This window comes from Bacillus sp. MYb209 (assembly GCF_002975175.1).
In the GTDB taxonomy this organism is placed as follows: Bacteria; Bacillota; Bacilli; order Bacillales; family Bacillaceae_G; genus Bacillus_A.
Map to the genome: position 1 here is coordinate 47,171 of NZ_PCNZ01000012.1, position 25,977 is coordinate 73,147.

Annotated in this window: 21 protein-coding genes; all 21 read left to right on the forward strand. The window is 37.8% G+C overall.

The features are described from left to right. The first annotated feature begins 28 nt into the window (after positions 1–28). Positions 29–802 carry a ribonuclease HII gene (locus CQZ94_RS17845; RefSeq protein WP_105586440.1) on the forward strand — a complete coding sequence of 258 codons (774 nt, stop codon included), beginning with the start codon at positions 29–31 and terminating at the stop codon, positions 800–802. Positions 803–995: 193 nt separating this feature from the next. Then, entirely contained in the window at positions 996–2,156 is a 1,161-nt protein-coding gene (gene sucC, locus CQZ94_RS17850) for an ADP-forming succinate--CoA ligase subunit beta (protein WP_105586441.1), read from the forward strand. Positions 2,157–2,175: 19 nt separating this feature from the next. Further along, a complete protein-coding gene (sucD, locus tag CQZ94_RS17855; RefSeq protein WP_105586442.1) occupies positions 2,176–3,078 on the forward strand; it encodes a succinate--CoA ligase subunit alpha in 903 nt (300 codons plus the stop codon). 88 nt (positions 3,079–3,166) lie between these two features. Further along, positions 3,167–4,036 carry a DNA-processing protein DprA gene (gene dprA / locus CQZ94_RS17860; RefSeq protein ID WP_105586443.1) on the forward strand — a complete coding sequence of 290 codons (870 nt, stop codon included), beginning with the start codon at positions 3,167–3,169 and terminating at the stop codon, positions 4,034–4,036. 144 nt (positions 4,037–4,180) lie between these two features. Beyond that, entirely contained in the window at positions 4,181–6,259 is a 2,079-nt protein-coding gene (gene topA / locus CQZ94_RS17865) for a type I DNA topoisomerase (protein WP_105586444.1), read from the forward strand. A 48-nt stretch (positions 6,260–6,307) separates the two neighbouring features. After that, positions 6,308–7,612 carry an FADH(2)-oxidizing methylenetetrahydrofolate--tRNA-(uracil(54)-C(5))-methyltransferase TrmFO gene (gene trmFO, locus CQZ94_RS17870; protein WP_002066796.1) on the forward strand — a complete coding sequence of 435 codons (1,305 nt, stop codon included), beginning with the start codon at positions 6,308–6,310 and terminating at the stop codon, positions 7,610–7,612. A gap of 71 nt (positions 7,613–7,683) precedes the next feature. Further along, on the forward strand, positions 7,684–8,583 hold the full coding sequence (xerC, locus tag CQZ94_RS17875; protein WP_105586489.1) for a tyrosine recombinase XerC: 900 nt from the start codon (positions 7,684–7,686) through the stop codon (positions 8,581–8,583). 42 nt (positions 8,584–8,625) lie between these two features. Beyond that, positions 8,626–9,168 (forward strand): ATP-dependent protease proteolytic subunit HslV, encoded by a 543-nt coding sequence (gene hslV / locus CQZ94_RS17880; RefSeq protein ID WP_002014538.1) that lies wholly within the window; start codon positions 8,626–8,628, stop codon positions 9,166–9,168. A 22-nt stretch (positions 9,169–9,190) separates the two neighbouring features. After that, the gene (gene hslU / locus CQZ94_RS17885) at positions 9,191–10,582 is read left to right on the forward strand and encodes an ATP-dependent protease ATPase subunit HslU (RefSeq protein WP_105586445.1); all 1,392 of its coding nucleotides are present in this window, start codon (positions 9,191–9,193) and stop codon (positions 10,580–10,582) included. A gap of 77 nt (positions 10,583–10,659) precedes the next feature. Next, positions 10,660–11,439: a GTP-sensing pleiotropic transcriptional regulator CodY gene (gene codY / locus CQZ94_RS17890; RefSeq protein ID WP_105586446.1), complete on the forward strand. Its 780-nt coding sequence runs from the start codon at positions 10,660–10,662 to the stop codon at positions 11,437–11,439. 348 nt (positions 11,440–11,787) lie between these two features. Then, complete coding sequence (rpsB, locus tag CQZ94_RS17895) at positions 11,788–12,489, forward strand: 30S ribosomal protein S2 (protein ID WP_100061361.1); 702 nt, start codon at positions 11,788–11,790, stop codon at positions 12,487–12,489. 82 nt (positions 12,490–12,571) lie between these two features. Then, a complete protein-coding gene (gene tsf / locus CQZ94_RS17900) occupies positions 12,572–13,459 on the forward strand; it encodes a translation elongation factor Ts (protein WP_105586447.1) in 888 nt (295 codons plus the stop codon). Positions 13,460–13,525: 66 nt separating this feature from the next. Then, entirely contained in the window at positions 13,526–14,248 is a 723-nt protein-coding gene (gene pyrH, locus CQZ94_RS17905) for a UMP kinase (RefSeq protein ID WP_002111372.1), read from the forward strand. 3 nt (positions 14,249–14,251) lie between these two features. Further along, complete coding sequence (gene frr, locus CQZ94_RS17910; protein WP_000531504.1) at positions 14,252–14,809, forward strand: ribosome recycling factor; 558 nt, start codon at positions 14,252–14,254, stop codon at positions 14,807–14,809. An 85-nt stretch (positions 14,810–14,894) separates the two neighbouring features. Continuing rightward, on the forward strand, positions 14,895–15,671 hold the full coding sequence (uppS, locus tag CQZ94_RS17915; protein ID WP_002111371.1) for an undecaprenyl pyrophosphate synthase: 777 nt from the start codon (positions 14,895–14,897) through the stop codon (positions 15,669–15,671). A gap of 17 nt (positions 15,672–15,688) precedes the next feature. Beyond that, positions 15,689–16,480, forward strand: a complete 792-nt coding sequence (gene cdsA / locus CQZ94_RS17920; protein WP_002088171.1) for a phosphatidate cytidylyltransferase — start codon at positions 15,689–15,691, stop codon at positions 16,478–16,480. 23 nt (positions 16,481–16,503) lie between these two features. Beyond that, positions 16,504–17,646 (forward strand): 1-deoxy-D-xylulose-5-phosphate reductoisomerase, encoded by a 1,143-nt coding sequence (dxr, locus tag CQZ94_RS17925; RefSeq protein ID WP_002014547.1) that lies wholly within the window; start codon positions 16,504–16,506, stop codon positions 17,644–17,646. Positions 17,647–17,663: 17 nt separating this feature from the next. Next, complete coding sequence (gene rseP / locus CQZ94_RS17930) at positions 17,664–18,920, forward strand: RIP metalloprotease RseP (protein ID WP_002160740.1); 1,257 nt, start codon at positions 17,664–17,666, stop codon at positions 18,918–18,920. A gap of 109 nt (positions 18,921–19,029) precedes the next feature. Continuing rightward, on the forward strand, positions 19,030–20,730 hold the full coding sequence (locus CQZ94_RS17935) for a proline--tRNA ligase (protein WP_105586448.1): 1,701 nt from the start codon (positions 19,030–19,032) through the stop codon (positions 20,728–20,730). Between the two features lie 124 nt (positions 20,731–20,854). Continuing rightward, positions 20,855–25,156 (forward strand): PolC-type DNA polymerase III, encoded by a 4,302-nt coding sequence (locus CQZ94_RS17945; RefSeq protein ID WP_105586449.1) that lies wholly within the window; start codon positions 20,855–20,857, stop codon positions 25,154–25,156. Between the two features lie 333 nt (positions 25,157–25,489). Then, positions 25,490–25,960 carry a ribosome maturation factor RimP gene (gene rimP, locus CQZ94_RS17950; RefSeq protein WP_000359098.1) on the forward strand — a complete coding sequence of 157 codons (471 nt, stop codon included), beginning with the start codon at positions 25,490–25,492 and terminating at the stop codon, positions 25,958–25,960. The last annotated feature ends 17 nt before the right edge of the window (positions 25,961–25,977 follow it).

Genomic DNA, 25,977 nt, shown 5'->3' on the forward strand with positions numbered 1-25,977 from the left:
TGGTTACGTTTAAAAGGAGTGTAAATAGATGCAAAAAATGACTATTCAAGAAGCGGAATGTTTGCTGCAAGAAATTATGAGTGAAGAAGACGAGCGTTTTCAAATGTTAGTGAAAGATGAGCGAAAAGGTGTTCAAAAACTAATTTTGAAGTGGTATAAACAAAAAGAGTTAGCGCAAAAAGAAAGAGAAAAATTTCTAGAAATGTCAAAGTACGAAAATGAGTTACGTGAAAAAGGCCTCACATACATTGCTGGCATTGATGAAGTGGGCCGTGGGCCGTTAGCAGGACCGGTTGTGACGGCGGCTGTCGTCCTTCCAGAAGATTTTTATATTCCAGGATTAAATGACTCGAAAAAATTAAGTGAAGCGAAACGTGAGCGTTTTTATGATGAAATTAAAAAGCATGCAATTGCGATTGGAGTGGGAATTGTATCACCACAAGTTATTGATGAAATAAATATTTATCAAGCGACGAAGCAAGCGATGTTAGATGCCGTTGCTAATTTATCATGTACACCAGAATATTTATTAATCGATGCGATGAAGCTTCCTACATCAATTCCGCAAACATCAATCATTAAAGGTGATGCGAAAAGTGTCTCTATTTCAGCTGCATCTATTATTGCGAAAGTGACGAGAGATCGCATGATGAAAGAGTTAGGAGGAAAGTATCCTGCATATGGATTTGAACAACATATGGGATATGGGACGAAACAGCATTTAGAAGCGATTGAAGTACATGGAGTATTAGAGGAACATCGAAAATCATTCGCGCCAATTAAAGATATGATTCAAAAATAAGCTGTATATTCACAGCTTATTTTTTATTTTGGTATATAAACATTATTATTTTCGAAAAAGAATAAAGCGATTTCAGTTTTCTGACACTTTATTGTAGACAGCGTGCCAATCATCTTATACAATGGCAATGTAATGTTTTTTAAACATTAAAAAACTTTTTGAGTAAAACAGGAAAACAGGGGAGGATGGGACCATGAATATCCATGAGTACCAAGGTAAGGCAGTCCTTAGAAGCTATGGGGTTAGCGTTCCGAACGGGAAGGTTGCATTTACAGTAGAAGAAGCTGTAGAAGCAGCGAAAGAATTAGGAACGGACGTATGTGTAGTTAAAGCGCAAATTCACGCTGGTGGACGCGGCAAAGCTGGCGGTGTAAAAGTTGCGAAAAGTTTAGAAGAAGTTCGTACATATGCAGAAAGCATTTTAGGAACTACACTTGTGACGCATCAAACAGGTCCTGAAGGTAAGGAAGTAAAACGCTTACTTATCGAAGAAGGTTGCGATATTAAAAAAGAATATTATGTAGGTCTTGTATTAGATCGTGCAACTTCTCAAGTTGTTTTAATGGCATCTGAAGAAGGTGGAACAGAAATTGAAGAAGTAGCAGAAAAAACGCCTGAAAAAATCTTTAAAGAATATATTGATCCAGCAGTAGGTTTACAAGGTTTCCAAGCGCGTCGAATCGCGTTTAACATCAATATTCCAAAAGAACTTGTAGGACAAGCTGTGAAGTTTATGATGGGCTTATACAGTGCGTTTATCGAAAAAGATTGCTCTATTGCTGAGATTAATCCACTTGTTACAACAGGTGACGGTAAAGTTATGGCGTTAGATGCAAAATTAAACTTTGATTCTAATGCGCTATATCGCAATAAAGATATCTTAGAACTTCGTGATCTTGAAGAAGAAGATTCAAAAGAAATTGAAGCTTCTAAATATGACTTAAACTACATTCCTTTAGATGGAAATATCGGTTGTATGGTTAATGGTGCAGGTTTAGCAATGGCTACAATGGATATCATTAAACATTACCATGGTGACCCAGCTAACTTCTTAGATGTTGGTGGCGGCGCAACAGCTGAAAAAGTTACAGAAGCATTCAAAATTATCCTTTCTGACAAAAATGTAAAAGGCATCTTCGTTAACATTTTTGGTGGCATTATGAAGTGTGATGTTATCGCAGAAGGTGTTATTGAAGCAACGAAGCAGGTAGGTCTTGAGTTGCCTTTAGTTGTACGTCTTGAAGGTACAAACGTAGAGTTAGGAAAGAAAATTTTAAATGAGTCTGGTTTAAATATTGTTGCAGCAGAATCTATGGCAGACGGTGCACAAAAAATTGTTTCACTAGTGGGCTAATAGAAAGCGGGGGAGAAAAATGAGCGTATTAGTTAATAAAGATACAAAAGTTATTGTTCAAGGTATTACAGGTTCTCAAGGGTTATTCCATACAAAGCAAATGATTGAATACGGTACGAAAATTGTAGGTGGTGTAACACCAGGTAAAGGTGGCACTGATATTGAAGGTGTACCAGTATTTGATACAGTAGAAGATGCTGTGAAAGCAACAGGCGCAAACGCTTCAGTTGTATACGTTCCACCCGCTTTTGCGGCTGATGCAATTATGGAAGCAGTTGATGCAAAGGTTGATTTAGTAGTATGTATTACTGAAGGAATCCCTGTATTAGATATGGTAAAAGTAAAGAGATATATGGCGGGTAAACATACACGTTTACTTGGACCAAACTGCCCTGGTGTCATTACACCTGACGAATGTAAAATTGGTATTATGCCAGGATATATTCACAAAAAAGGTCATGTTGGTATCGTATCTCGCTCTGGTACATTAACGTATGAAGCTGTACATCAGTTAACACAAGAAGGTATTGGCCAATCTACTGCTGTAGGTATCGGCGGAGATCCTGTTAACGGTACGGACTTTATTGATGCGTTAAAAGCATTTAATGAAGATGAAGAAACGCATGCTGTAATTATGATTGGTGAAATCGGCGGTACGGCAGAAGAAGAAGCAGCAGAATGGGTAAAAGCTAATATGACAAAACCAGTTGTAGGCTTCATTGGTGGTCAAACTGCGCCTGAAGGCAAACGTATGGGTCATGCTGGGGCGATCATTTCTGGCGGCAAAGGAACTGCTGCTGAAAAGATTAAAACAATGGAAGCTTGTGGTATTAAAGTAGCGGAAACACCAGCTGTTATGGGTGAAACATTAATCTCTGTTTTAAAAGAAAAGGGATTATTTGAGACTTGTAAAAACTACTAATCTTTTTGAAAGACACCTTCTTATTAGAGGGTGTCTTTTTACACATTTTTTGTTTACATAATAAAAATTATGGGTAAGGAGAATTGAGATGAAAAAAGAACGTTTATTGCACCTTCATTACATGTTGGCGGATCATTGGAAGGCGATGGAGAGACTACTATATGTTGATCCAGAACTGAAGGGAATATACACTTTTAGTCCGAAACAATTTGAATATTACGCTGGAATATCCCCGAAAAAATCTTCAGAACTAGCAAATTTCCTTCAGACTTCAAATCTAAAGCAATATGTCTCCTATTTAGAAAAAAATCGAATATTTTATATAACCATATGGGATGAGGAGTATCCACAACTGTTGCAGGAAATACAAGATCCCCCTTTTGTTTTATACGGAAAAGGAGAGAGAGATTTTCTCAGCAAGATAAATAAATTAGCGATTGTTGGAACGAGAGAACCGTCTTTATATGGAAAGGAGAGTATGAAGTTTATTTTACAACCTTTATTTGAAAAAGAATGGCTTATTGTTAGTGGGTTTGCAAGAGGGATAGATACAATTGCTCATGAAGTTACAGTAAGGCAGCATTGCCCGACTATTGCAATATTAGGACACGGGTTATCTTATATGTATCCAAAGGAGAATAGAGGTTTATATGACACGTGGAAAGATTATATATTGTTATTGACAGAGTATCCGCCGCATTATGTGCCGAAAAAATGGTATTTCCCAAAAAGAAATCGAATTATTAGCGGTATAAGTAAAGGTGTTTTAGTTGTAGAAGCGAAAATGAGAAGTGGATCCCTTATTACTGCAGACCTTGCGTTAGAACAAAATAGAGAGGTGTTTGCGCTTCCTGGACCTATATTTATAGAGAGTGCAGCGGGAACGAATCATCTAATTCAACAAGGCGCGAAGCTAGTAAGAAATGCGGAGGATATCCTTGAAGGAATTTTAAATTAACCATATATTTTTATGTTTTTATTAAACAATTATTGACAAATGGTAGATTGTCGCTGTATGGTATATTCATTCTTGATTGACAAAAACAAGAGAAATCAATAAGATTGATGAAGACTTGAATCCACCTCTTAAGGAGGCACTAGCATGTCAGATTACCTCGTAATCGTGGAGTCGCCTTCTAAGGCGAAGACCATTGAAAAATATTTAGGGAAAAAATACAAAGTCGTCGCGTCCATGGGACATGTCCGCGATTTACCTAAAAGCCAAATGGGGATAGAAGTAAAGAATAACTTCACCCCGAAGTATATTACCATTCGTGGTAAGGGTCCCGTTTTAAAAGATTTAAAATCAGCGGCAAAAAAAGCAAAGAAAGTCTACCTCGCGGCCGATCCGGATCGTGAAGGAGAAGCAATTGCTTGGCATTTAGCAAATACGTTAAATGTGGACGTTGAATCAGATTGCCGAGTTGTATTTAATGAGATTACAAAAGATGCAATAAAAGAATCATTTAAATATCCTCGTGCAATTAATATGGATTTAGTAGATGCACAACAGGCAAGGCGTATACTCGATCGTCTTGTTGGCTACAATATTAGTCCTTTATTATGGAAGAAAGTAAAAAAAGGATTAAGTGCAGGACGCGTACAATCTGTAGCAGTTCGTTTAATCATCGAACGTGAAAGAGAAATTCAAAGTTTTGAACCTGAAGAATTCTGGACAATTAAAACAGAATTTGCGAAAGGGAAAGACACATTTGAAGCAAGCTTTTACGGTGTAGATGGTGAAAAAGTTCAATTAACGAACGAAGCACAAGTGAACGAAATAATCGAAAAGATGAAAGACAATGCGTTTTCGGTTGAAAATGTAACGCGAAAAGAGCGAAAGCGTAACCCTGCATTACCGTTTACAACATCTTCTCTACAACAAGAGGCAGCGCGTAAGTTAAATATGCGAGCAAAGAAAACAATGATGCTTGCACAGCAGCTGTATGAAGGGATAGATCTTGGAAAACAAGGGACTGTAGGTCTTATTACGTATATGAGAACTGATTCAACACGTATCTCAGAAACAGCTCAAACAGAGACTCGTGATTACATTACTGAGGCGTTTGGTGCGGAATACATAGGAACAGAGAAGAAGAAAGAAACGAAAAAGTCGAAAGCACAAGATGCGCATGAGGCGATTCGTCCTACTTCGGTAATGAGAAAGCCAGAGGAACTAAAAAGTTTCTTAAGTCGTGATCAACTCCGTTTGTATAAACTGATTTGGGAGCGATTTGTTGCAAGTCAAATGGCATCTGCTATAATGGATACTGTTACAGCGAGACTCATTAATAACGATGTTCAGTTCCGTGCAAGTGGATCAGTTGTAAAGTTCCCAGGATTTATGAAAGTGTACGTAGAGTCGAAAGACGATGGTGCGGAAGAAAAGGATAAGATGTTGCCACCGTTAGAAGTAGGTGAAACTGTATTTTCAAAAGATATAGAACCAAAGCAACATTACACACAGCCTCCGCCGCGTTATACAGAGGCTCGTCTAGTAAGAACACTTGAAGAGCTTGGAATTGGGAGACCGTCTACTTATGTACCGACACTTGAAACAATCCAAAAACGAGGATACGTTGCTTTAGATAATAAACGCTTCGTTCCGACTGAGCTTGGTGGAATAGTAATCGAACTTATTTTAGAGTTTTTCCCAGAAATTATTAACATTGAATTTACTGCCAATATGGAGCAAAGCCTTGATGAAGTAGAAGAAGGAAATGCAAATTGGGTGAAAATTGTTGATGATTTCTACGTAGGATTTGAACCGCGCTTAGAAAAAGCGGAAAAAGAAATGCGTGAAGTGGAAATTAAAGATGAACCAGCTGGGGAAGACTGTGAATTATGTAGTCACCCGATGGTCTTTAAAATGGGTAAATATGGGAAGTTTATGGCTTGTTCAAATTTCCCGGAATGTCGTAATACAAAACCGATTGTAAAAGAAATCGGTGTTACTTGTCCGAAGTGTGATAAAGGGCAAATTATTGAACGTCGTAGTAATAAAAAGAAACGTCTTTTCTACGGATGCGGTACGTATCCAGAATGTGACTTTGTATCTTGGGATAAGCCAATTGGTCGTAAATGTCCGAAGTGTGAAGGTATGCTCGTAGAGAAAAAGTTGAAAAAAGGCGTGCAAGTACAATGTATTTCGTGTGATTATGAAGAAGAACAACAAATGTGAGCGTAACTGCTCACATTTTTTTCGGGAAGAAAAGGAAAGGTGATATATATGACAACACAAGTAGTAAACGTCATTGGCGCAGGTCTTGCAGGAAGCGAAGCAGCTTACCAAATTGCAAAGCGTGGTGTCCAAGTAAAATTATATGAAATGAGACCAGTAAGGCAAACACCAGCTCATCATACAGATAAATTTGCTGAATTAGTATGTAGTAACTCACTTCGCGCAAACACATTAACAAATGCTGTTGGTGTTATTAAAGAAGAAATGCGCCTAATGGATTCTGTCATTATTCGTGCAGCTGATGAGTGCTCTGTACCAGCAGGAGGTGCTTTAGCTGTAGACCGTCATGAATTCGCGGCGAAAGTGACTGAATATGTGAAAAATCATCCGAACGTAACTGTAATGAATGAGGAAATCACTGAAATTCCAGAGGGACCAACTGTTATTGCGACAGGTCCACTTACGTCTCCAGATCTTTCTGCACAATTAAAAAAGCTAACAGGTGAAGATTATTTTTATTTCTATGATGCTGCAGCGCCAATCGTTGAGAAAGACAGCATTGACATGAATAAAGTATATTTAAAATCTCGTTATGATAAAGGTGAAGCGGCATATTTAAACTGTCCAATGACAGAAGAAGAGTTTGATCGTTTTTATGAGGCTTTAATTGCTGCTGAGACAGTGCCTTTAAAAGAATTTGAAAAAGAAATTTTCTTTGAAGGTTGTATGCCAGTAGAAGTTATGGCAAGTAGAGGGAGACAGACGTTAGTATTTGGACCGATGAAGCCTGTTGGGTTAGAAGATCCGAAAACAGGGAAAACACCGTATGCGGTAGTTCAGTTACGTCAAGATGATGCAGCAGGAACATTATACAATATTGTAGGCTTCCAAACACATTTAAAGTGGGGGCCACAAAAAGAAGTGTTACAGCTAATTCCAGGACTAGAAAACGCAGAGATTGTACGTTATGGTGTAATGCATCGTAATACGTTTATTAATTCGCCTAATTTGCTTCGTCCAACATATCAATATAAACAACGTGATGATTTATTCTTCGCTGGTCAAATGACTGGGGTAGAGGGTTATGTTGAATCAGCAGCATCAGGGTTATTAGCGGGTATTAACGCTGCTCGACTTGTACAAGGTGAAGAGCCAGTTGTATTACCACCTGTAACTGCAATGGGAAGTATGGCAAATTATATTACTGCGACAAATGCAAAAAACTTCCAGCCGATGAATGCAAACTTCGGATTATTTACACCGTTAGAGAAGAAAATTAAAAAGAAACAAGAGCGAAATGAAGCATATGCCACACGCGCTTTGGAAACAATTCAAAATTTTGTAAATATTTAATTAAATTTCTTGCAAAGGCTACTAAGTTGTGATACGATTTAGTAGCCTTTATTGAGGTGGGTTATATGGGTGTGAATGTGAAGAAATTGTTACAATTATTCGTTGGATATTTACAAATTGAAAGAAATTATTCAAAATATACAATTGCAAGTTATCAAAATGATTTAGAACATTTTGTGCAATTTATGGAGCGAGAAGGAATATCCTCTTTTTTAGATGTTACATACGCGGATGTTCGTTTATACTTGACGACGTTGCACGATGAAAAGTTAGCCCGTAAATCTGTCGCAAGGAAAGTATCAAGCTTACGAAGTTTATATCGTTTTTTGATGCGTGAAGGTTATCAAAAAGATAATCCGTTTGCACTTGCGTCACTCCCCAAGAAAGAATTGTCAATCCCAAAGTTTTTATATGCTGAAGAGTTAGAGGAATTGTTTGAAGTTTCTGATACGGAGACGCCATTAGGTCAAAGGAATCAAGCTTTATTAGAGTTGATGTATGCAACTGGGATTCGTGTAAGCGAATGCGTTAATTTGAAACTTACCGACATTGACTTTGCAGTGGGAACAATTTTAGTGATGGGAAAAGGGAAAAAACAAAGATATATTCCGTTCGGAAGCTATGCACAAGATGCTTTAATTACTTATATAGAGAACGGGAGAAAACAGTTAGCTCAAAAGACTGAAGAACAATCTCATATGGTATTTTTAAATGCGAAAGGTAAGCCGTTAACAGATCAGGGTGTACGGTATGTTTTGAACGAACTCATTAAGAAAGCTTCACTTACAATGCGGATAAGTCCCCATATGTTAAGGCATACATTTGCTACACATATGTTGGATGAAGGAGCGGATTTACGTACTGTGCAGGAGCTACTAGGTCATGAGAATTTGTCGACGACACAAATTTATACGCATGTCTCTAAAGAAAGATTGCGTTCTGTGTACATGAAGCATCACCCGCGGGCATAAATTGCTTTTAAAGCTATAAAAACATATAAAGGAGTTTTTTCTATGGGAAATTTCCACGCTACAACGATATTTGCAGTTCATCATAATGGAGAATGTGCAATGGCTGGAGATGGTCAGGTAACGATGGGGAATGCTGTTGTAATGAAACATACAGCTCGCAAAGTTCGCAAACTTTTCCAAGGGAAAGTTTTAGCTGGTTTTGCAGGCTCAGTTGCTGATGCATTTACTCTTTTTGAAATGTTTGAAGGAAAATTAGAAGAGTATAATGGCAACTTGCAGCGCGCTGCAGTTGAGATGGCGAAACAATGGCGTGGTGATAAAATGCTACGTCAGCTAGAAGCAATGCTCATTGTCATGGATAAAACAACGATGCTCCTTGTTTCAGGTACAGGAGAAGTAATTGAACCAGATGATGGTATTTTAGCAATTGGTTCAGGTGGACATTATGCACTTGCTGCTGGTCGTGCTTTAAAGCAACATGCAAGTGAACATTTAACAGCGAAACAAATTGCGAAGGCCAGTTTAGAAATTGCAGGCGATATTTGTGTTTATACGAACCACAACATAATTGTTGAAGAATTGTAGAATCGTAAGGGAGGCATTTTATATGCATTTACATTTTACTCCGCGTCAAATTGTGGAAAAATTAGATCAATACATCATCGGTCAAAAAGATGCAAAGAAAGCGGTTGCTGTAGCTCTACGAAATCGATACCGTCGCAGTAAATTAGTTGAAAATTTACGTGATGAAATTGCACCTAAAAACATTTTAATGATTGGACCGACAGGTGTTGGTAAAACAGAGGTAGCACGGCGAATGGCGAAACTCGTTGGAGCACCTTTTATTAAAGTTGAAGCGACGAAATTTACAGAAGTTGGATATGTGGGTCGAGATGTAGAGTCGATGGTCCGCGACCTTGTTGAAACGTCCGTTCGTATCGTAAAAGAGGAAATGGTAGTTAAAGTTCAAGATAAAGCAGAAGAGCAAGCGAATCAACGTCTTGTTGAAATTTTAGTGCCGAGTCCGGAGAAACAATCTGGATTTAAAAACCCATTAGAAATGCTTTTTGGTGGTACTCAAAATTCAAACCAAACATCTGATGCACAGGAAGATGATGAAATCGAAAAGAAACGTCAAGATGTGGAAAGAAAGCTTGCCGCAGGCCTTCTTGAAGATGAAGTGGTATCGATCGAAGTGACGGAACAACAGTCTTCTATGTTTGATATGTTGCAAGGAACTGGCATGGAGCAAATGGGAATGAATTTCCAAGATGCACTAGGAAGTATCATGCCGAAAAAAACGAAAAAACGTAAACTTTCTGTAAAAGAAGCAAGAAAACTCTTGACAAATGAAGAGGCACAGCGCTTAATTGATATGGATGAAGTTACACAAGAGGCTGTTTATCGTGCTGAACAGCTCGGGATTATTTTTATCGATGAAATTGACAAAATTGCTGGTAAGCAGTCGAATAGCGTAGATGTATCGCGTGAAGGTGTGCAACGTGACATTTTACCGATTGTAGAAGGATCGAATGTTGCAACAAAATATGGATCAGTAAAAACAGATTATATTTTATTTGTTGCAGCTGGAGCGTTCCATATGTCTAAACCGTCGGATTTAATTCCGGAATTGCAAGGGAGATTTCCGATTCGAGTAGAATTAACAAAATTATCGGCGGATGATTTTGTTAAAATATTAATCGAGCCTGACAATGCGCTAATTAAACAGTACATGGCGTTATTAGCGACTGAAGGTATAGAAATTGAATTTTCAGACGAAGCTATTCGTAAGATTGCTGAGATTGCTTATCAAGTTAATCAGGATACAGATAATATTGGAGCGAGAAGACTTCATACTATTATGGAGAAGCTCCTTGAAGATTTATCGTTTGAGGCATCTGAAATTACGTTAGAGAAAATAACGATAACACCTCAATATGTTGAGGAAAAATTAGCGACAATAGCTAAAAATAAAGATGTGAGCCAGTTTATTTTGTAATAGTGTCATCAGGTGACTCGCCCTAGTTTCCAAGTGATGAAAAAATATGTAAGTAACATGTAGGAGGAAATTTTGAAATGGAATTATTAGCAAAAACGAGAAAATTAAATGCGTTATTACAGAGCGCAGCAGGAAAGCCTGTAAACTTTAGAGAGATGTCTGATACAATGTGTGAAGTAATTGAAGCGAACGTGTTCGTTTTAAGTCGTCGCGGTAAATTATTAGGATATGCGATTCACCAACAAATCGAGAATGAACGTATGAAGCATATGCTTGCAGAGCGTCAATTCCCAGAAGAGTATACGCAAAGCTTATTCAATGTTACAGAAACATCTTCAAATTTAGGTGTGGATAGTGACTACACAGCATTCCCAGTAGAAAATAGAGAATTATTCGGTCAAGGTTTAACTACAATCGTACCAATCGTTGGTGGCGGTGAGCGTCTAGGTACACTAGTCTTAGCTCGTCTTGGTCAAGAGTTCTTAGACGATGATTTAATTCTTGCTGAATACAGCTCAACTGTTGTAGGTATGGAAATCTTACGTGAAAAAGCAGAAGAAATCGAAGAGGAAGCGCGTAGTAAAGCTGTTGTTCAAATGGCGATTAGCTCATTATCTTACAGTGAGTTAGAAGCAATCGAGCATATCTTCGAAGAATTAAATGGAACAGAAGGTTTACTTGTTGCAAGTAAAATTGCTGATCGCGTAGGAATTACTCGTTCTGTAATCGTAAATGCACTACGTAAATTAGAAAGTGCTGGTGTTATTGAGTCTCGCTCTTTAGGTATGAAAGGAACATACATTAAAGTGCTAAACGACAAGTTTCTACAGGAACTTGCTAAATTAAAAACAAACTAATTTATAAAAAAACTCTCCTCGGTTGAGGAGAGTTTTTTGCTTTTTAAGAGAAAAAATGCTTGCGTAAGGCGGCATGACAACGTTCATTAGAAAACTATTAATTAACCTTCAATTCCTTGCTTAAAGGAATTGAAGGTTAGTAATACTAGAATTTGAGCGTGAAAAAAGAAAGTTTTACATTCTTCGCATTTTCGACTTGATTGTAATATTTCAGTATGGTATAGTAAGCAGTGGTGTCAGTACAAAGTACACACGTTTACTGATTTAAGTGTTGGTGCTACGTTCGTAGTTTCGCTTAGAGATGAAGTAAACGGAGGATATCAAAAACCATTTAGGAGGAACTAAATTATGTCAGTAATTTCTATGAAGCAATTGCTTGAAGCTGGTGTTCATTTCGGACATCAAACTCGTCGTTGGAACCCAAAAATGAAGCGTTACATTTTCACAGAGCGTAACGGTATCTACATCATCGACTTACAAAAAACTGTGAAAAAAGTTGAGGAAGCTTACAGAGTAATGCGTGACATCGCTGCTGAAGGTGGAGACATTTTATTCGTAGGTACTAAAAAACAAGCACAAGAAGCTATTAAAGAAGAAGCAACTCGTGCTGGTATGTACTTCGTTAACCAACGCTGGTTAGGTGGAACTTTAACAAACTTCCAAACAATCCAAAAGCGTATCAAGCGTCTTAAAGATATCGAAAGAATGCAAGAAGATGGTACTTTCGAAGTACTTCCTAAGAAAGAAGTTGTTCAACTTAAAAAAGAGTTAGAGCGTCTTGAGAAATTCTTAGGCGGTATTAAAGATATGAAAGGTCTTCCAAGTGCATTATTCGTAGTAGACCCTCGTAAAGAGCGTATTGCAGTTGCTGAAGCACGCAAATTACACATTCCAATCATCGGTATCGTTGATACAAACTGTGATCCAGACGAAATCGATCACGTTATCCCAGCAAACGATGATGCAATTCGTGCTGTAAAACTTCTTACATCTAAAATGGCAGACGCGATCCTTGAAGCAAAACAAGGTGAAGAAACTGTTACTGCGTAACAAATTTGGAAAGGTGATAAGGGGTTCGGCCTTTTATCACCTTTTTTAAGGTATAAATACATATTTTAGGAGGATGAAAAACATGGCAATCACTGCACAAATGGTAAAAGAACTTCGTGAAAAAACTGGCGCAGGTATGATGGACTGCAAAAAAGCTTTAACAGAAACTAATGGCGACATGGAGAAAGCAATTGACTTCTTACGTGAAAAAGGTATTGCGAAAGCTGCTAAAAAAGCAGACCGCATCGCTGCTGAAGGTTTAACTTTCATCGAAACAAACGGTAACGAAGGTTTAATCTTAGAATTAAACTCTGAAACTGATTTCGTTGCGAAAAACGAAGGTTTCCAAGCATTAATTAAAGAACTAGCTGCTCACTTATTAGCTAACAAACCTGCTAACGTTGAAGAAGCTATGGCTCAAACAATTGCTAACGGCAAAACAGTAGAAGAGCACATCAATGAAGCAATCGCTAAAATTGGTGAAAAACTTACACTTCGTCGTTTCGAAATCGTATCAAAAACTGATGCAGATGTATTCGGCGCTTACCTACACATGGGTGGACGTATTGGTGTATTAACAGTTCTTGAAGGTTCTACTGATGAAGCAGCTGCTAAAGATGTAGCAATGCACATTGCAGCAGTTAATCCTAAATACATCGACCGCGATGCTGTAACAGCTGAAGAAGTTGAGCATGAGCGTCAAGTATTAACACAACAAGCTTTAAACGAAGGCAAGCCTGAAAAAATCGTTGCGAAAATGGTAGAAGGTCGTCTTGGCAAATTCTTTGAAGAGATTTGCTTACTTGACCAAACATTCGTTAAGAATCCTGACATGAAAGTTCGTCAATTCGTTGAGTCTAAAGGCGGAACATTAAAAGGATTCGTTCGCTACGCTGTTGGTGAAGGTATCGAAAAACGCGAAGACAACTTTGCTGAAGAAGTAATGAACCAAGTAAAAGGTAACAACTAATACAGATTAGGGAACACATTGTGTTCCCTTTTTTAAAATAAAGATGTAAGCAATTGGAGGTTCATTATGAGTAAACCGAAATATAATCGTGTCGTTTTAAAGCTGAGCGGAGAAGCTTTAGCTGGCGAGCAAGGATTTGGAATTAACCCAGCTGTTATTAAGTCAGTTGCGGAACAAGTGAAAGAAATTGCAGAACTTGATGTAGAGGTTGCTGTTGTTGTTGGTGGCGGTAACATTTGGCGTGGGAAAATTGGAAGCGAAATGGGCATGGATCGTGCAGGAGCAGATTACATGGGCATGTTGGCAACAGTTATGAATTCATTAGCTCTTCAAGATAGCTTAGAGAATATTGGAATTCAAACTCGCGTACAAACTTCAATTGAGATGCGTCAAGTGGCAGAGCCTTACATTCGTCGTAAAGCAATTCGTCACTTAGAGAAAAAACGTGTTGTTATCTTTGCTGCAGGTACTGGTAACCCATACTTCTCTACAGATACGACAGCAGCATTACGTGCAGCTGAAATCGAAGCGGACGTTATTTTAATGGCGAAAAATAATGTGGATGGCGTATATAGTGCAGATCCATCTATTGACCCAACAGCTACGAAATACGAAACACTTACTTACTTAGATGTATTAAAAGCAGGTTTAGGTGTAATGGATTCTACAGCTTCTTCTTTATGTATGGATAATGATATTCCATTAATTGTATTCTCGGTTATGGAAAAAGGTAATATTAAACGTGCCGTTTTAGGCGAAAATATTGGAACAGTTGTAAGGGGGAAATAAATTATGGGACAACAAGTATTGAAGTCTTCAAATGAAAAAATGGAAAAAGCAGTTGCTGCTTATTCTCGTGAATTAGCAACAGTTCGCGCTGGTCGCGCAAGCTCGTCTGTATTGGATAAGGTACAAGTTGATTACTATGGTGCACCAACACCAGTTGTGCAATTAGCGAACATTACAGTTCCAGAAGCACGTTTGCTTGTAATTCAACCTTATGATAAAACTTCTATCGGTGATATTGAAAAAGCAATTTTAAAAGCAGATTTAGGCTTAAACCCTTCTAATGATGGAACTGTAATTCGTATTGCATTCCCTGCATTAACAGAAGAGCGTCGTCGTGATCTTGTAAAAGTTGTGAAAAAATATGCTGAGGAAGCAAAAGTTGCTGTTCGTAACGTACGTCGTGACGGTAATGATGACCTTAAGAAGCTTGAAAAAGCTGGCGACATTACAGAAGATGATTTAAGAGGATATACTGAAGATATCCAAAAAGAAACTGATAAATATATTGCAAAAGTTGACGAAATCGCAAAAAACAAAGAAAAAGAAATTATGGAAGTGTAATAGCGATAATTTCGCAAATATGACCCTCTTCTTAAGGGGGTCTTTTTACACTTTTAGGCATACGTCTGCTTGTTGGAGGGTATGAATGATGTTTAAAAAGTTTCCTTTTTTTAAAAGTAAAAAGGTCACATCGTTTGATCATCTCATTGAAAAAGTAAAAAAAGGATATATCCCAGAACACATTGCTATTATTATGGATGGTAATGGAAGATGGGCAAAGAGAAGAGCGATGCCTCGCATTGCTGGCCATCATGAAGGTATGCAAGTTGTGAAAAAAATCACAAAATTTGCAAGTAAGCTTGATGTGAAAGTATTAACTCTTTATGCTTTTTCGACTGAGAACTGGAAAAGACCGAAAAAAGAAGTTGATTATTTGATGAAGCTTCCAGAAGAATTTTTAGGTGCATTTTTACCAGAGTTGATTGAAGAAAACGTACAAGTCCGAGTAATAGGGCAAAAAGATCGTCTTCCTACGCATACGCGCAGAGCGATGGAAAAAGCCATGGAAGATACGAAAGAGAATACGGGATTAATTCTTAATTTCGCGTTAAACTATGGAAGTCGAGATGAAATCGTTTCTGCTGTGCAACATATGATGAAAGATAGTGAGGAAGGGAAAATTCGTTCGGAAGAAATAAGTGAAGAAATGATTTCTTCTTACTTAATGACGAGTTCTTTACCTGATCCAGAGTTGTTAATCCGTACAAGCGGAGAGCTACGTATTAGTAATTTCATGTTATGGCAAATTGCTTATTCGGAATTTTGGTTTACAGATGTGTATTGGCCAGATTTTACCGAGGAACATTTGCTAAATGCAATTACGGACTTTCAGCATAGAGGGCGCAGATTCGGAGGCGTGTAGAAAGAGAGGGTTTGGTAGTGAAACAGAGAATTATTACTGGAGTGATTGCTGCCGCGCTATTCATTCCCATCGTAATTTACGGTGGCGTGCCTTTTACAGTTTTAGTGTATGCACTTGCTTCTATAGGTTTATATGAATTAATTCGTATGAACAAGCTTACGCTTATTTCGGTACCGACAGTTTTAGCTGCAGTATTATTGTGGATTATTTTAATTCCGAGTAGTGCATCAGAACTGTTTACATGGATTGGGTTAGGTAAATTAGAAATCACATTTGTGATTGTTTTATTACTTTTATCATATACAGTCCTTTCTAAGAATACATTTACTTTTGACAATGCTTCATTTTTACTTATGGCAACGACATATGTTGGAATGGGATTCTTATATTTAAATGAAACGAGAATATTAGGAATCAAATATGTGTTCTGTGCACTATTTGTCATATGGGCAACTGATTCAGGTGCATATTTCATAGGAAAAGCATTTGGAAAAAGAAAATTGTGGCCAGAAATTAGTCCGAATAAAACGATTGAAGGTTCATTAGGCGGTATTGTTTGTGGAATTGTTGTTGCACTTGTTTACAATATGTTCTTCCCAGTTGAAGCGAATGTAGGAGTTTTAATCGTTCTGACGATTATCATTTCTATTTTTGGACAAATTGGTGATTTAGTGCAATCTGCATTTAAACGCCATTATGGTGTAAAGGATTCAGGTACAATTTTACCTGGACATGGTGGTATTTTAGATCGAACAGATAGTTGGTTATTTGTGTTACCAATTCTATACTTCTTATTACAATACAATTAATAAATGAACGAGGGGTTGGAGTCATGAAAAACATTAGTTTATTAGGTGCAAGCGGATCAATCGGTACACAAACATTAGATGTGTTACGCTCGCACCCAGACCAATTCCGTCTCGTTGCTTTTTCTGTAGGGAAAAATGTTGATTACGCAGTAAAGGTAATTCAAGAATTTTCTCCGCAAATTGTCTCTGTGCAAAGAGAGGAAGATGTTTTAAAATTACAAGCTGTGTCTGGTAATACAAAAGTCGTATATGGTAGCGAAGGCTTATTAGAAGTAGCGTTGCACCCAGATACAGAAATTGTAGTGAATGCTGTTGTAGGTAGCGTAGGGTTATTACCGACACTCCGCGCAATTGAGGCGAAAAAAACAATTGGAATTGCAAACAAAGAAACGTTAGTAACTGCAGGGCATCTTGTAATGGAAGCAGCACGAAAACATAATGTATCGTTACTTCCAGTAGACAGTGAACATTCAGCTATTTTTCAATGCTTGAATGGTGAAAATGAAAAAAGAATCTCTCGCTTAATTATAACTGCTTCAGGCGGAAGTTTTCGTGATAAAACGAGAGATGAATTGCATCAAGTGACCGTAGAAGATGCACTTCGTCATCCAAACTGGTCAATGGGTTCGAAAATTACAATTGATTCTGCTACAATGATGAATAAGGGGCTAGAAGTAATTGAAGCACATTGGCTTTTTGGTATCCCTTATGAGCAAATCGATGTTGTTCTACATAAAGAAAGTATTATTCATTCTATGGTTGAATTTGAAGATCGTAGTGTAATGGCGCAGCTTGGCTCACCTGATATGCGAGTACCGATTCAATACGCGCTTACATATCCTGATAGATTACCTCTTTCAGACACAAAACAGTTAAATTTATGGGAAATGGGAACATTGCATTTTGAGAAAATGAATCAAGAACGTTTCCGTTGTCTACGTTTTGCGTATGAAGCTGGAAAGACAGGTGGAAGTATGCCGGCTGTAATGAACGCGGCAAATGAAGTAGCTGTTGAAGCTTTTTTACAAAAGAGAATTGGTTTCTTAACAGTGGAAGACCTCATTGAAAAAGCAATGCACCATCACACTGTCATTGCACGTCCGAGCTTAGAGGAAATTCAGGAAATTGACGCAGCCACAAGACGGTTTGTGATGGAACAAATTTAGCAAAGGTGGTTATGGAATTGAATACAGCGATTGCCTTTATATTAATTTTCGGTGCACTCGTATTTTTCCATGAGCTAGGGCATCTATATTTCGCAAAAAGAGCAGGTATTTTGTGCCGCGAGTTTGCGATTGGTTTTGGTCCGAAAATATTCTCATTTGAAAAGAATGAAACGGTGTATACGATTCGATTACTGCCCCTTGGTGGCTATGTAAGAATGGCTGGCGAGGATGCGGACACAGTTGAGTTAAAACCTGGAAAAAAGGTTGGGCTTGTATTAAATGAAAAAGACGAAGTTGTGAAATTAGTTTTTGACGGACATGAAAAATATCCAAATGTTCGTGTCATTGAAGTCGAACAAGCTGATTTAGAGCATAATCTTACAATTTCGGGTTATGAAGAGTATGAGGAGGAGCTGCAAACATTCCGAGTGAATGAAAAAGCTCGTATCATTTCTGCGGGAGAAGAAATTCAAATCGCTCCGTACAATAGACAATTTGGCTCTAAAAAATTGGGCCAACGTGCTCTAACAATCTTTGCAGGTCCTGCAATGAACTTTATTCTAGCATTTGTTATTTTTGTGATTCTTGGATTTGTACAAGGAGTTCCTGTTGACAAACCGATGGTCGGAAAAGTAATGGGGAATAGTGCTGCAGAACAAGCTGGATTAAAAGAAAACGATACAATTCAAGCAATCAATGGGAAGAACACTAGTACATGGAAAGATGTTGTAACGATTGTACGTGAAAACCCAAATAAAGAAATTACGTTACATGTAAAGCGTGATAGTGAGCAATTTAATGTGAAAGTAACACCAACGCTTGATAAAGAAGGAAAAGACGAAGTTGGTAGAATTGGTGTTTATTCTCCTGTAGAGAAAACAGTGATGGGTTCTATTAAATCAGGATTTGAACAAACATACGAATGGACGAAACTAATTTTTGATTCTCTTGTGAAATTAGTAACGGGTCAATTTTCTATTAATGAGTTGTCAGGTCCAGTAGGAATTTATAATCTAACAGATCAAGTTGTAGATTATGGATTTACGCGTGTACTAAGTTTAGCGGCAGTTTTAAGTATTAACCTTGGTTTATTTAATTTATTACCAGTCCCAGCTTTAGACGGTGGACGTTTGTTCTTCTTCTTAATTGAAGCGTTACGAGGAAAACCAATTGATCGTCAAAAAGAAGGAATGGTTCACTTTATTGGGTTTGCATTATTAATGTTGCTTATGTTAGTTGTAACATGGAATGACATCCGTAAGTTTTTCTTGTAAAATAAGAAGAAGTTTATAATGAAATAGAGCTCGTAGAATAAAATCCCTCACCTAACTCGAGGTGAGGGATTTTATTGCGTGTAAGAGTAAAATGAAGAGGTGCGAATAAATGAAACAAAGTATGGTATTCAGTCCTACATTACGTGAAGTTCCAGCAGATGCTGAAATTAAGAGTCATCAATTATTACTTCGCGCAGGGTTTATGCGTCAAAATGCTTCTGGTATTTATAGTTTTCTACCATTTGGTTTAAAAGTGTTACACAAAGTAGAACGTATTGTTCGTGAAGAAATGGAGCGCGCAGGGGCTGTAGAACTATTAATGCCAGCTATGCAAGCTTCTGAATTATGGCAAGAGTCAGGCCGTTGGTATTCTTACGGATCAGAATTAATGCGTATGAAAGATCGTAATGCTCGCGAGTTTGCGCTAGGGGCAACTCATGAGGAAGTAATTACAGACCTTGTACGTGATGAAATTAAATCATACAAAAAACTACCATTAACATTATATCAAATTCAAACAAAATTCCGTGATGAGCAAAGACCACGTTTCGGTTTATTACGCGGAAGAGAATTTCTAATGAAAGATGCGTATTCTTTCCATGCAACACAAGAAAGTTTGGATGAAGTATATAGCGGTTTATACAAAGCGTATTCTAATATCTTTGTTCGTTGTGGTTTGAATTTCCGTGCAGTTATCGCTGATTCTGGAGCGATGGGCGGAAAAGATACACACGAATTTATGGTGTTATCTGATGTAGGTGAAGATACAATTGCGTATTCTGATACATCTGATTATGCGGCAAATATTGAAATGGCTCCTGTTGTTGCTACGTATACGAAGAGTGATGAAGCCGAAAAAGCACTTGAAAAAGTAGCAACTCCAGATCAAAAAGCTATTGAAGAAGTATCTGCATTCTTAAATATTGCAGCGGAAAAATGCATTAAATCTATGGTGTTTAAAGTAGATGAGAAATTAGTAGTAGTACTTGTTCGTGGCGATCATGAAGTCAATGATGTAAAAGTGAAGAATGTATACGGAGCTTCAGTCGTGGAGCTTGCTTCACATGAAGAAATAAAAGAGTTATTAAACTGTGAAGTTGGTTCTTTAGGACCGATTGGTGTTACAGGGGATATCGAAATTATCGCTGACCATGCTGTAGCATCAATTGTCAACGGATGTTCAGGAGCGAACGAAGAAGGATGCCATTATGTAAATGTAAATCCAGAACGTGACTTTAAAGTAAGTCAATATACAGATTTACGCTTCATCCAAGAAGGAGACCAATCTCCAGATGGAAATGGAACAATTCTTTTCGCACGCGGAATTGAAGTTGGTCATGTATTCAAATTAGGAACTCGTTATAGTGAAGCAATGAACGCAACGTTCCTAGATGAAAACGGAAAAACAAAACCACTTATTATGGGTTGTTACGGTATCGGTGTATCTCGTACAGTGGCAGCAATTGCAGAGCAGTTTAATGATGAGAATGGTTTAGTTTGGCCAAAAGCTGTTGCACCGTTCCATGTGCATGTAATTCCAGTAAATATGAAATCTGATGCACAACGTGAAATGGGTGAAAATATCTACAACTCATTACAAGAGCAAGGATACGAAGTATTACTAGATGATCGTGCAGAACGTGCAGGTGTTAAATTTGCAGATGCAGATTTATTCGGCCTTCCAGTTCGTGTTACAGTTGGTAAAAAAGCAGATGAAGGTATTGTAGAAGTGAAAGTACGTGCTACAGGCGAGTCTGAAGAAGTGAAAGTAGAAGAACTGCAAACATATATTGCTAATATTTTAAAATAAGAAGAGGTACCTCGTAATGAGGTACCTTCTCTTTCTTTGTAAACGTATTTTGTAAAAGAAGAAGGAAGAAATCTTTCTTTGTAGTGCGTTTCAATTTATAATAGCAAATGGAAGGAGAGTGCTTATGTCATTAACAAATGAACAACAAGAGCGATTTCAAATTTTGCTCCAACAGTTGCAAATACCAGAAAACCTTATAAATCAATATTTACATGGCGGTGGTATTGAAAAGCTAGTTATTGATAAAGCGAATAAAAGTTGGCATTTTGACTTACAAGTGCCACGTATTTTGCCGACAGAATTATATGAGTTGCTAGAAACAAAGCTTAAGCAATCATTTTCTCATATTGCAAGAACAACATTTGCATTAGAAACAGAGAATAAACAATTTACAGAAGAAGAAGTGAAGGCATATTGGCCGCTTTGTACAGAACGAATTACATTTTCACCTATGTTCGCGTACTTAAAGAAGCAACTTCCGCAGGTCAATGGCGTGAAGTTGCTATTAAATGTGAATAATGAGCTGGAATCTACTGCTTTAAAGAAAAACGTTGCGAAACCAGTAGGTGATCAATACGAAGCTTTTGGATTCCCACGTTTTCAGTTAGACACACATATAAAGCAAAATGCAGAAGAAATGCAAAAGTTTCGTGAGCAAACACAGGAAGAAGATCGTCAACGAGTTATACAGGCTATGGAAGAGATGGCTAAAAAGCAAGCTGAAGAAAGTGATGTTGTTCATGAAGGACCAGTTGTGCTTGGTTATCTTATTAAGCCAGATGAAGAGATTACGCCGCTGCGTGAAATTCAAGATGAAGAAAGAAGAAAGACCGTTCAAGGGTATGTTTTCCATGTAGAGACGAAAGAACTTCGTAGTGGACGTACGTTATTAACTTTAAAGATAACTGACTATACGGACTCTATTATGATTAAGATGTTCTCACGTGATAAAGAGGATATCCCGATGTTACAATCCTTGAAAAAAGGAACTTGGGTAAAAGCGCGTGGTTCAGTTCAGAATGATACATTCGTGCGTGATTTAGTTATGATCGCAAATGATATAAATGAAATAACGGGACCTTCTCGTAAAGATAAAGCAAAAGAAGGGGAAAAAAGAGTAGAACTTCATCTTCATACTCCAATGAGTCAAATGGATGCTGTTACTTCTGTTTCTAAGCTCGTTGCCCAAGCAGGAAAATGGGGGCATGAGGCTATTGCAGTTACAGACCATGCTGTTGCACAGTCATTCCCAGAAGCATATTCTGCTGGTAAAAAGGCTGGAGTTAAAGTTCTATATGGTGTAGAAGCAAATTTAGTTAATGATGGTGTGCCGATAGCGTATAACGAAGCACATCGTCTACTTGCAGAAGAAACATATGTTGTCTTTGACGTTGAGACAACAGGGTTATCTGCTGTATATGATACAGTCATTGAGTTAGCTGCTGTAAAGGTAAAAGGTGGCGAAATTATTGATCGCTTTGAATCTTTCGCAAATCCTCATCAACCATTATCGGCGACGATTATCGAATTAACAGGTATTACAGATGATATGTTAACTGATGCACCAGAAGTGGACGAAGTGTTTAAAAAGTTTGAGGAATGGATGGGTGACCATACGCTTGTTGCTCATAACGCAAGCTTCGATATGGGCTTTATTAACGTAGGTTTTAAAAAGGCTGGGATAGAAAAAACGAAAAATCCAGTTATTGATACGTTAGAACTTGCACGGTTCTTATTCCCAGAAATGAAAAATCATCGATTAAATACGATGTGTAAAAAGCTTGATATTGAATTAACGCAACATCATCGTGCGATTTATGATACAGAAGCAACGGGATATTTACTTGTGAAGATGTTAAAAGATGTGATTGAAAAGGGATTTGAATACCACGATCAATTAAACGATAGTATGGGACAAGGGGATGCATATAAACGTGGGCGTCCAAGTCATATGACATTACTTGTCACATCAGATGTTGGGTTGAAAAATTTATATAAACTTGTTTCATATTCTCACTTGAATTACTTTTATCGTGTACCACGTGTACCACGATCACTATTAAAAAAATATCGCGAAGGCATTTTAGTAGGAACAGCTTGTGATAAAGGTGAAGTGTTTGAAGCTATGATGCAAAAAGCGCCTGAAGAAGTAGAAGAAATTGCACAGTTTTACGATTACATTGAGGTTATGCCTCCAGAAGTGTTACGTCATTTAGTAGAACGTGAACTCGTTCGAGATGAAGGACAGTTAAAAACAATAATTTCTAACTTAGTAAAACTAGGTGAGACGTTAGATAAGCCAGTTGTTGCTACTGGGAATGTGCATTATTTAGATCCAGAGGACGCGATTTATCGAAAAATTTTAGTAAGTTCGCAGGGCGGAGCTAATCCGTTAAATCGCCATTCATTACCGCCTGTACATTTCCGTACAACAAATGAAATGCTAGATTGTTTTTCATTCTTAGGTGAAGACAAAGCAAAAGAAATTGTTGTGGCAAATACACAAAAGATTGCATCATTAATTGGTGATGTTCATCCAGTAAAAGATGATTTATATACACCGAAAATTGAAGGTGCCGATGATGAAACACGTGATATGAGTTATATAATGGCACGAAGTATCTATGGAGATGAACTACCGGAAATTGTAGAAGCTCGTTTGGAAAAAGAATTGAAAAGTATTATTGGACATGGATTCGCCGTTATTTATTTAATTTCACATAAGCTTGTGAAAAAATCGTTAGTGGACGGTTATCTAGTAGGTTCGCGTGGATCGGTAGGTTCATCATTTGTTGCAACGATGATGGAAATTACAGAAGTAAACCCATTACCACCGCACTATGTATGTCCAAAGTGTAAACAATCAGAGTTCTTTAATGACGGTTCTGTAGGTTCTGGTTTTGACTTGCCAGATAAAGAATGTCCAACATGTAATGTTCCATACGTGAAAGATGGACATGATATTCCGTTCGAAACGTTCCTTGGGTTTAAAGGAGATAAGGTGCCCGATATCGATTTGAATTTCTCCGGAGAATACCAACCCCGTGCCCATAACTATACGAAAGTACTGTTCGGTGAAGATTATGTATACCGTGCAGGAACAATTGGTACGGTTGCGGAAAAAACCGCTTATGGGTATGTAAAAGGTTATGCTAATGATCATAACTTAACAATTCGAAATGCAGAGATTGATCGCCTAGTTGCGGGATGTACAGGTGTAAAGCGTACAACCGGACAGCATCCAGGTGGTATTATCGTTGTACCAGATTACATGGATATTTTTGACTTTTCACCAATTCAGTTTCCTGCTGATTCAATAGGTGCTGAGTGGAGAACTACACACTTTGACTTTCACTCAATTCATGATAATTTATTGAAACTTGATATATTAGGACACGATGATCCGACTGTTATTCGTATGCTTCAAGATTTAAGTGGTATTGATCCTAAAACAATCCCAACGGATGATCCGGAAGTAATGAAGATTTTCTCTGGTCCAGAATCTCTAGGGGTAACTGAAGAACAAATTAACTGTAAAACAGGTACACTTGGTATACCAGAGTTTGGTACGAAATTTGTAAGACAAATGTTAGAAGAAACGAAACCAACGACGTTTTCAGAGCTTGTCCAAATTTCTGGACTGTCTCATGGTACAGATGTATGGTTAGGTAATGCGAATGAATTAATTTATAACGGTACGTGTACACTGAGTGAAGTTATCGGTTGTCGTGATGACATCATGGTATATTTAATTTATCAAGGCTTGGATCCATCATTAGCCTTCAAAATCATGGAGTCGGTGCGTAAAGGTAAAGGTGTACCAGAAGAATGGGAAGAGGAAATGAGAAATAACAATGTACCAGGTTGGTATATTGATTCATGTAAGAAGATTAAGTACATGTTCCCTAAAGCCCATGCGGCTGCTTACGTACTTATGGCTGTACGTATCGCATACTTTAAAGTACATTTCGCACTTTTATTTTATGCGGCATATTTTACAGTTCGTGCAGATGACTTTGATGTAGAGGCGATGGCGAAAGGTTCAGCATCCATACGTGTAAAAATTGATGAAATTGCACAAAAAGGATTGGATGCAGCACCGAAAGAGAAGAGTTTATTAACGGTACTAGAAATGACACTTGAAATGTGTGAGCGTGGTTATTCATTCCAAAAGGTTGATTTATACCGCTCACATGCAACCGAATTTATAATTGATGGGGATACTTTAATTCCTCCATTTAATGCAGTGCCTGGTCTTGGTACAAACGCAGCTTTTAGTATTGTTGAAGCCCGTAAAAATGGTGATTTCTTATCAAAAGAAGACTTACAGCAGCGCAGTAAGGTTTCTAAAACGATTATTGAGTATTTAGATGGTCAAGGTTGTCTAGGAGATTTACCGGATCAAAACCAATTGTCACTGTTCTAATAGGTAGGAAAAGTCTTTGCAAATCAACATTTGCTATGGTATACTATAAACCGAGATAACCATGTCATGTATATTTTGTGAAAAAGAGAGTGGGGAAACCCACTCTTTCGTGTTACTATCTACATTTTGTTTATGTAGATAGTAAAGATATTTCTGTCGTATATACATATTTTGTTACAAGTTTTACTTCTTAAATTTGGTAATACTAAGACAGATATTCCCTGCTTAACGGCAGGGGCTTTTGTTAGCTAACGAGAAAGAATAAGATAGACCGTCTTTATGAACGGGATCTTTTCTTGTAAATGGTACATGGCGGCAGGAAGGAGGCTGTTTATGGATAAGAAAGTCACAGAAGTTGTAGAAGCATTTGCGCAGCCAATCGTTGAAGAGTTAAATCTTGAACTTGTAGATGTAGAGTATGTGCAAGAAGGACAAGACTGGTTCTTACGCGTATTCATCGATTCTGAAAAGGGAGTCGACATTGAAGAATGCGGTGCGGTAAGTGAACGTTTAAGCGAAGCTTTAGATAAAGAGGATCCAATTCCTCATCTTTACTTTTTGGATGTATCATCTCCTGGAGCGGAACGCCCATTAAAGAAAGAGAAAGACTTCCAGCAAGCGGTAGGAAAACAAGTGGCAATTAAAACATATGAGCCGATTGATGGTGAGAAGATGTTTGAAGGAAAGCTACTTTCCTACGACGGTACTACAATTACACTACTATTAACAATTAAAACACGTAAAAAAGAAATCCAAATTCCAATGGATAAAGTTGCAAATGCGCGACTTGCTGTTACGTTTTAGTAAGAAGGGGGATCTTC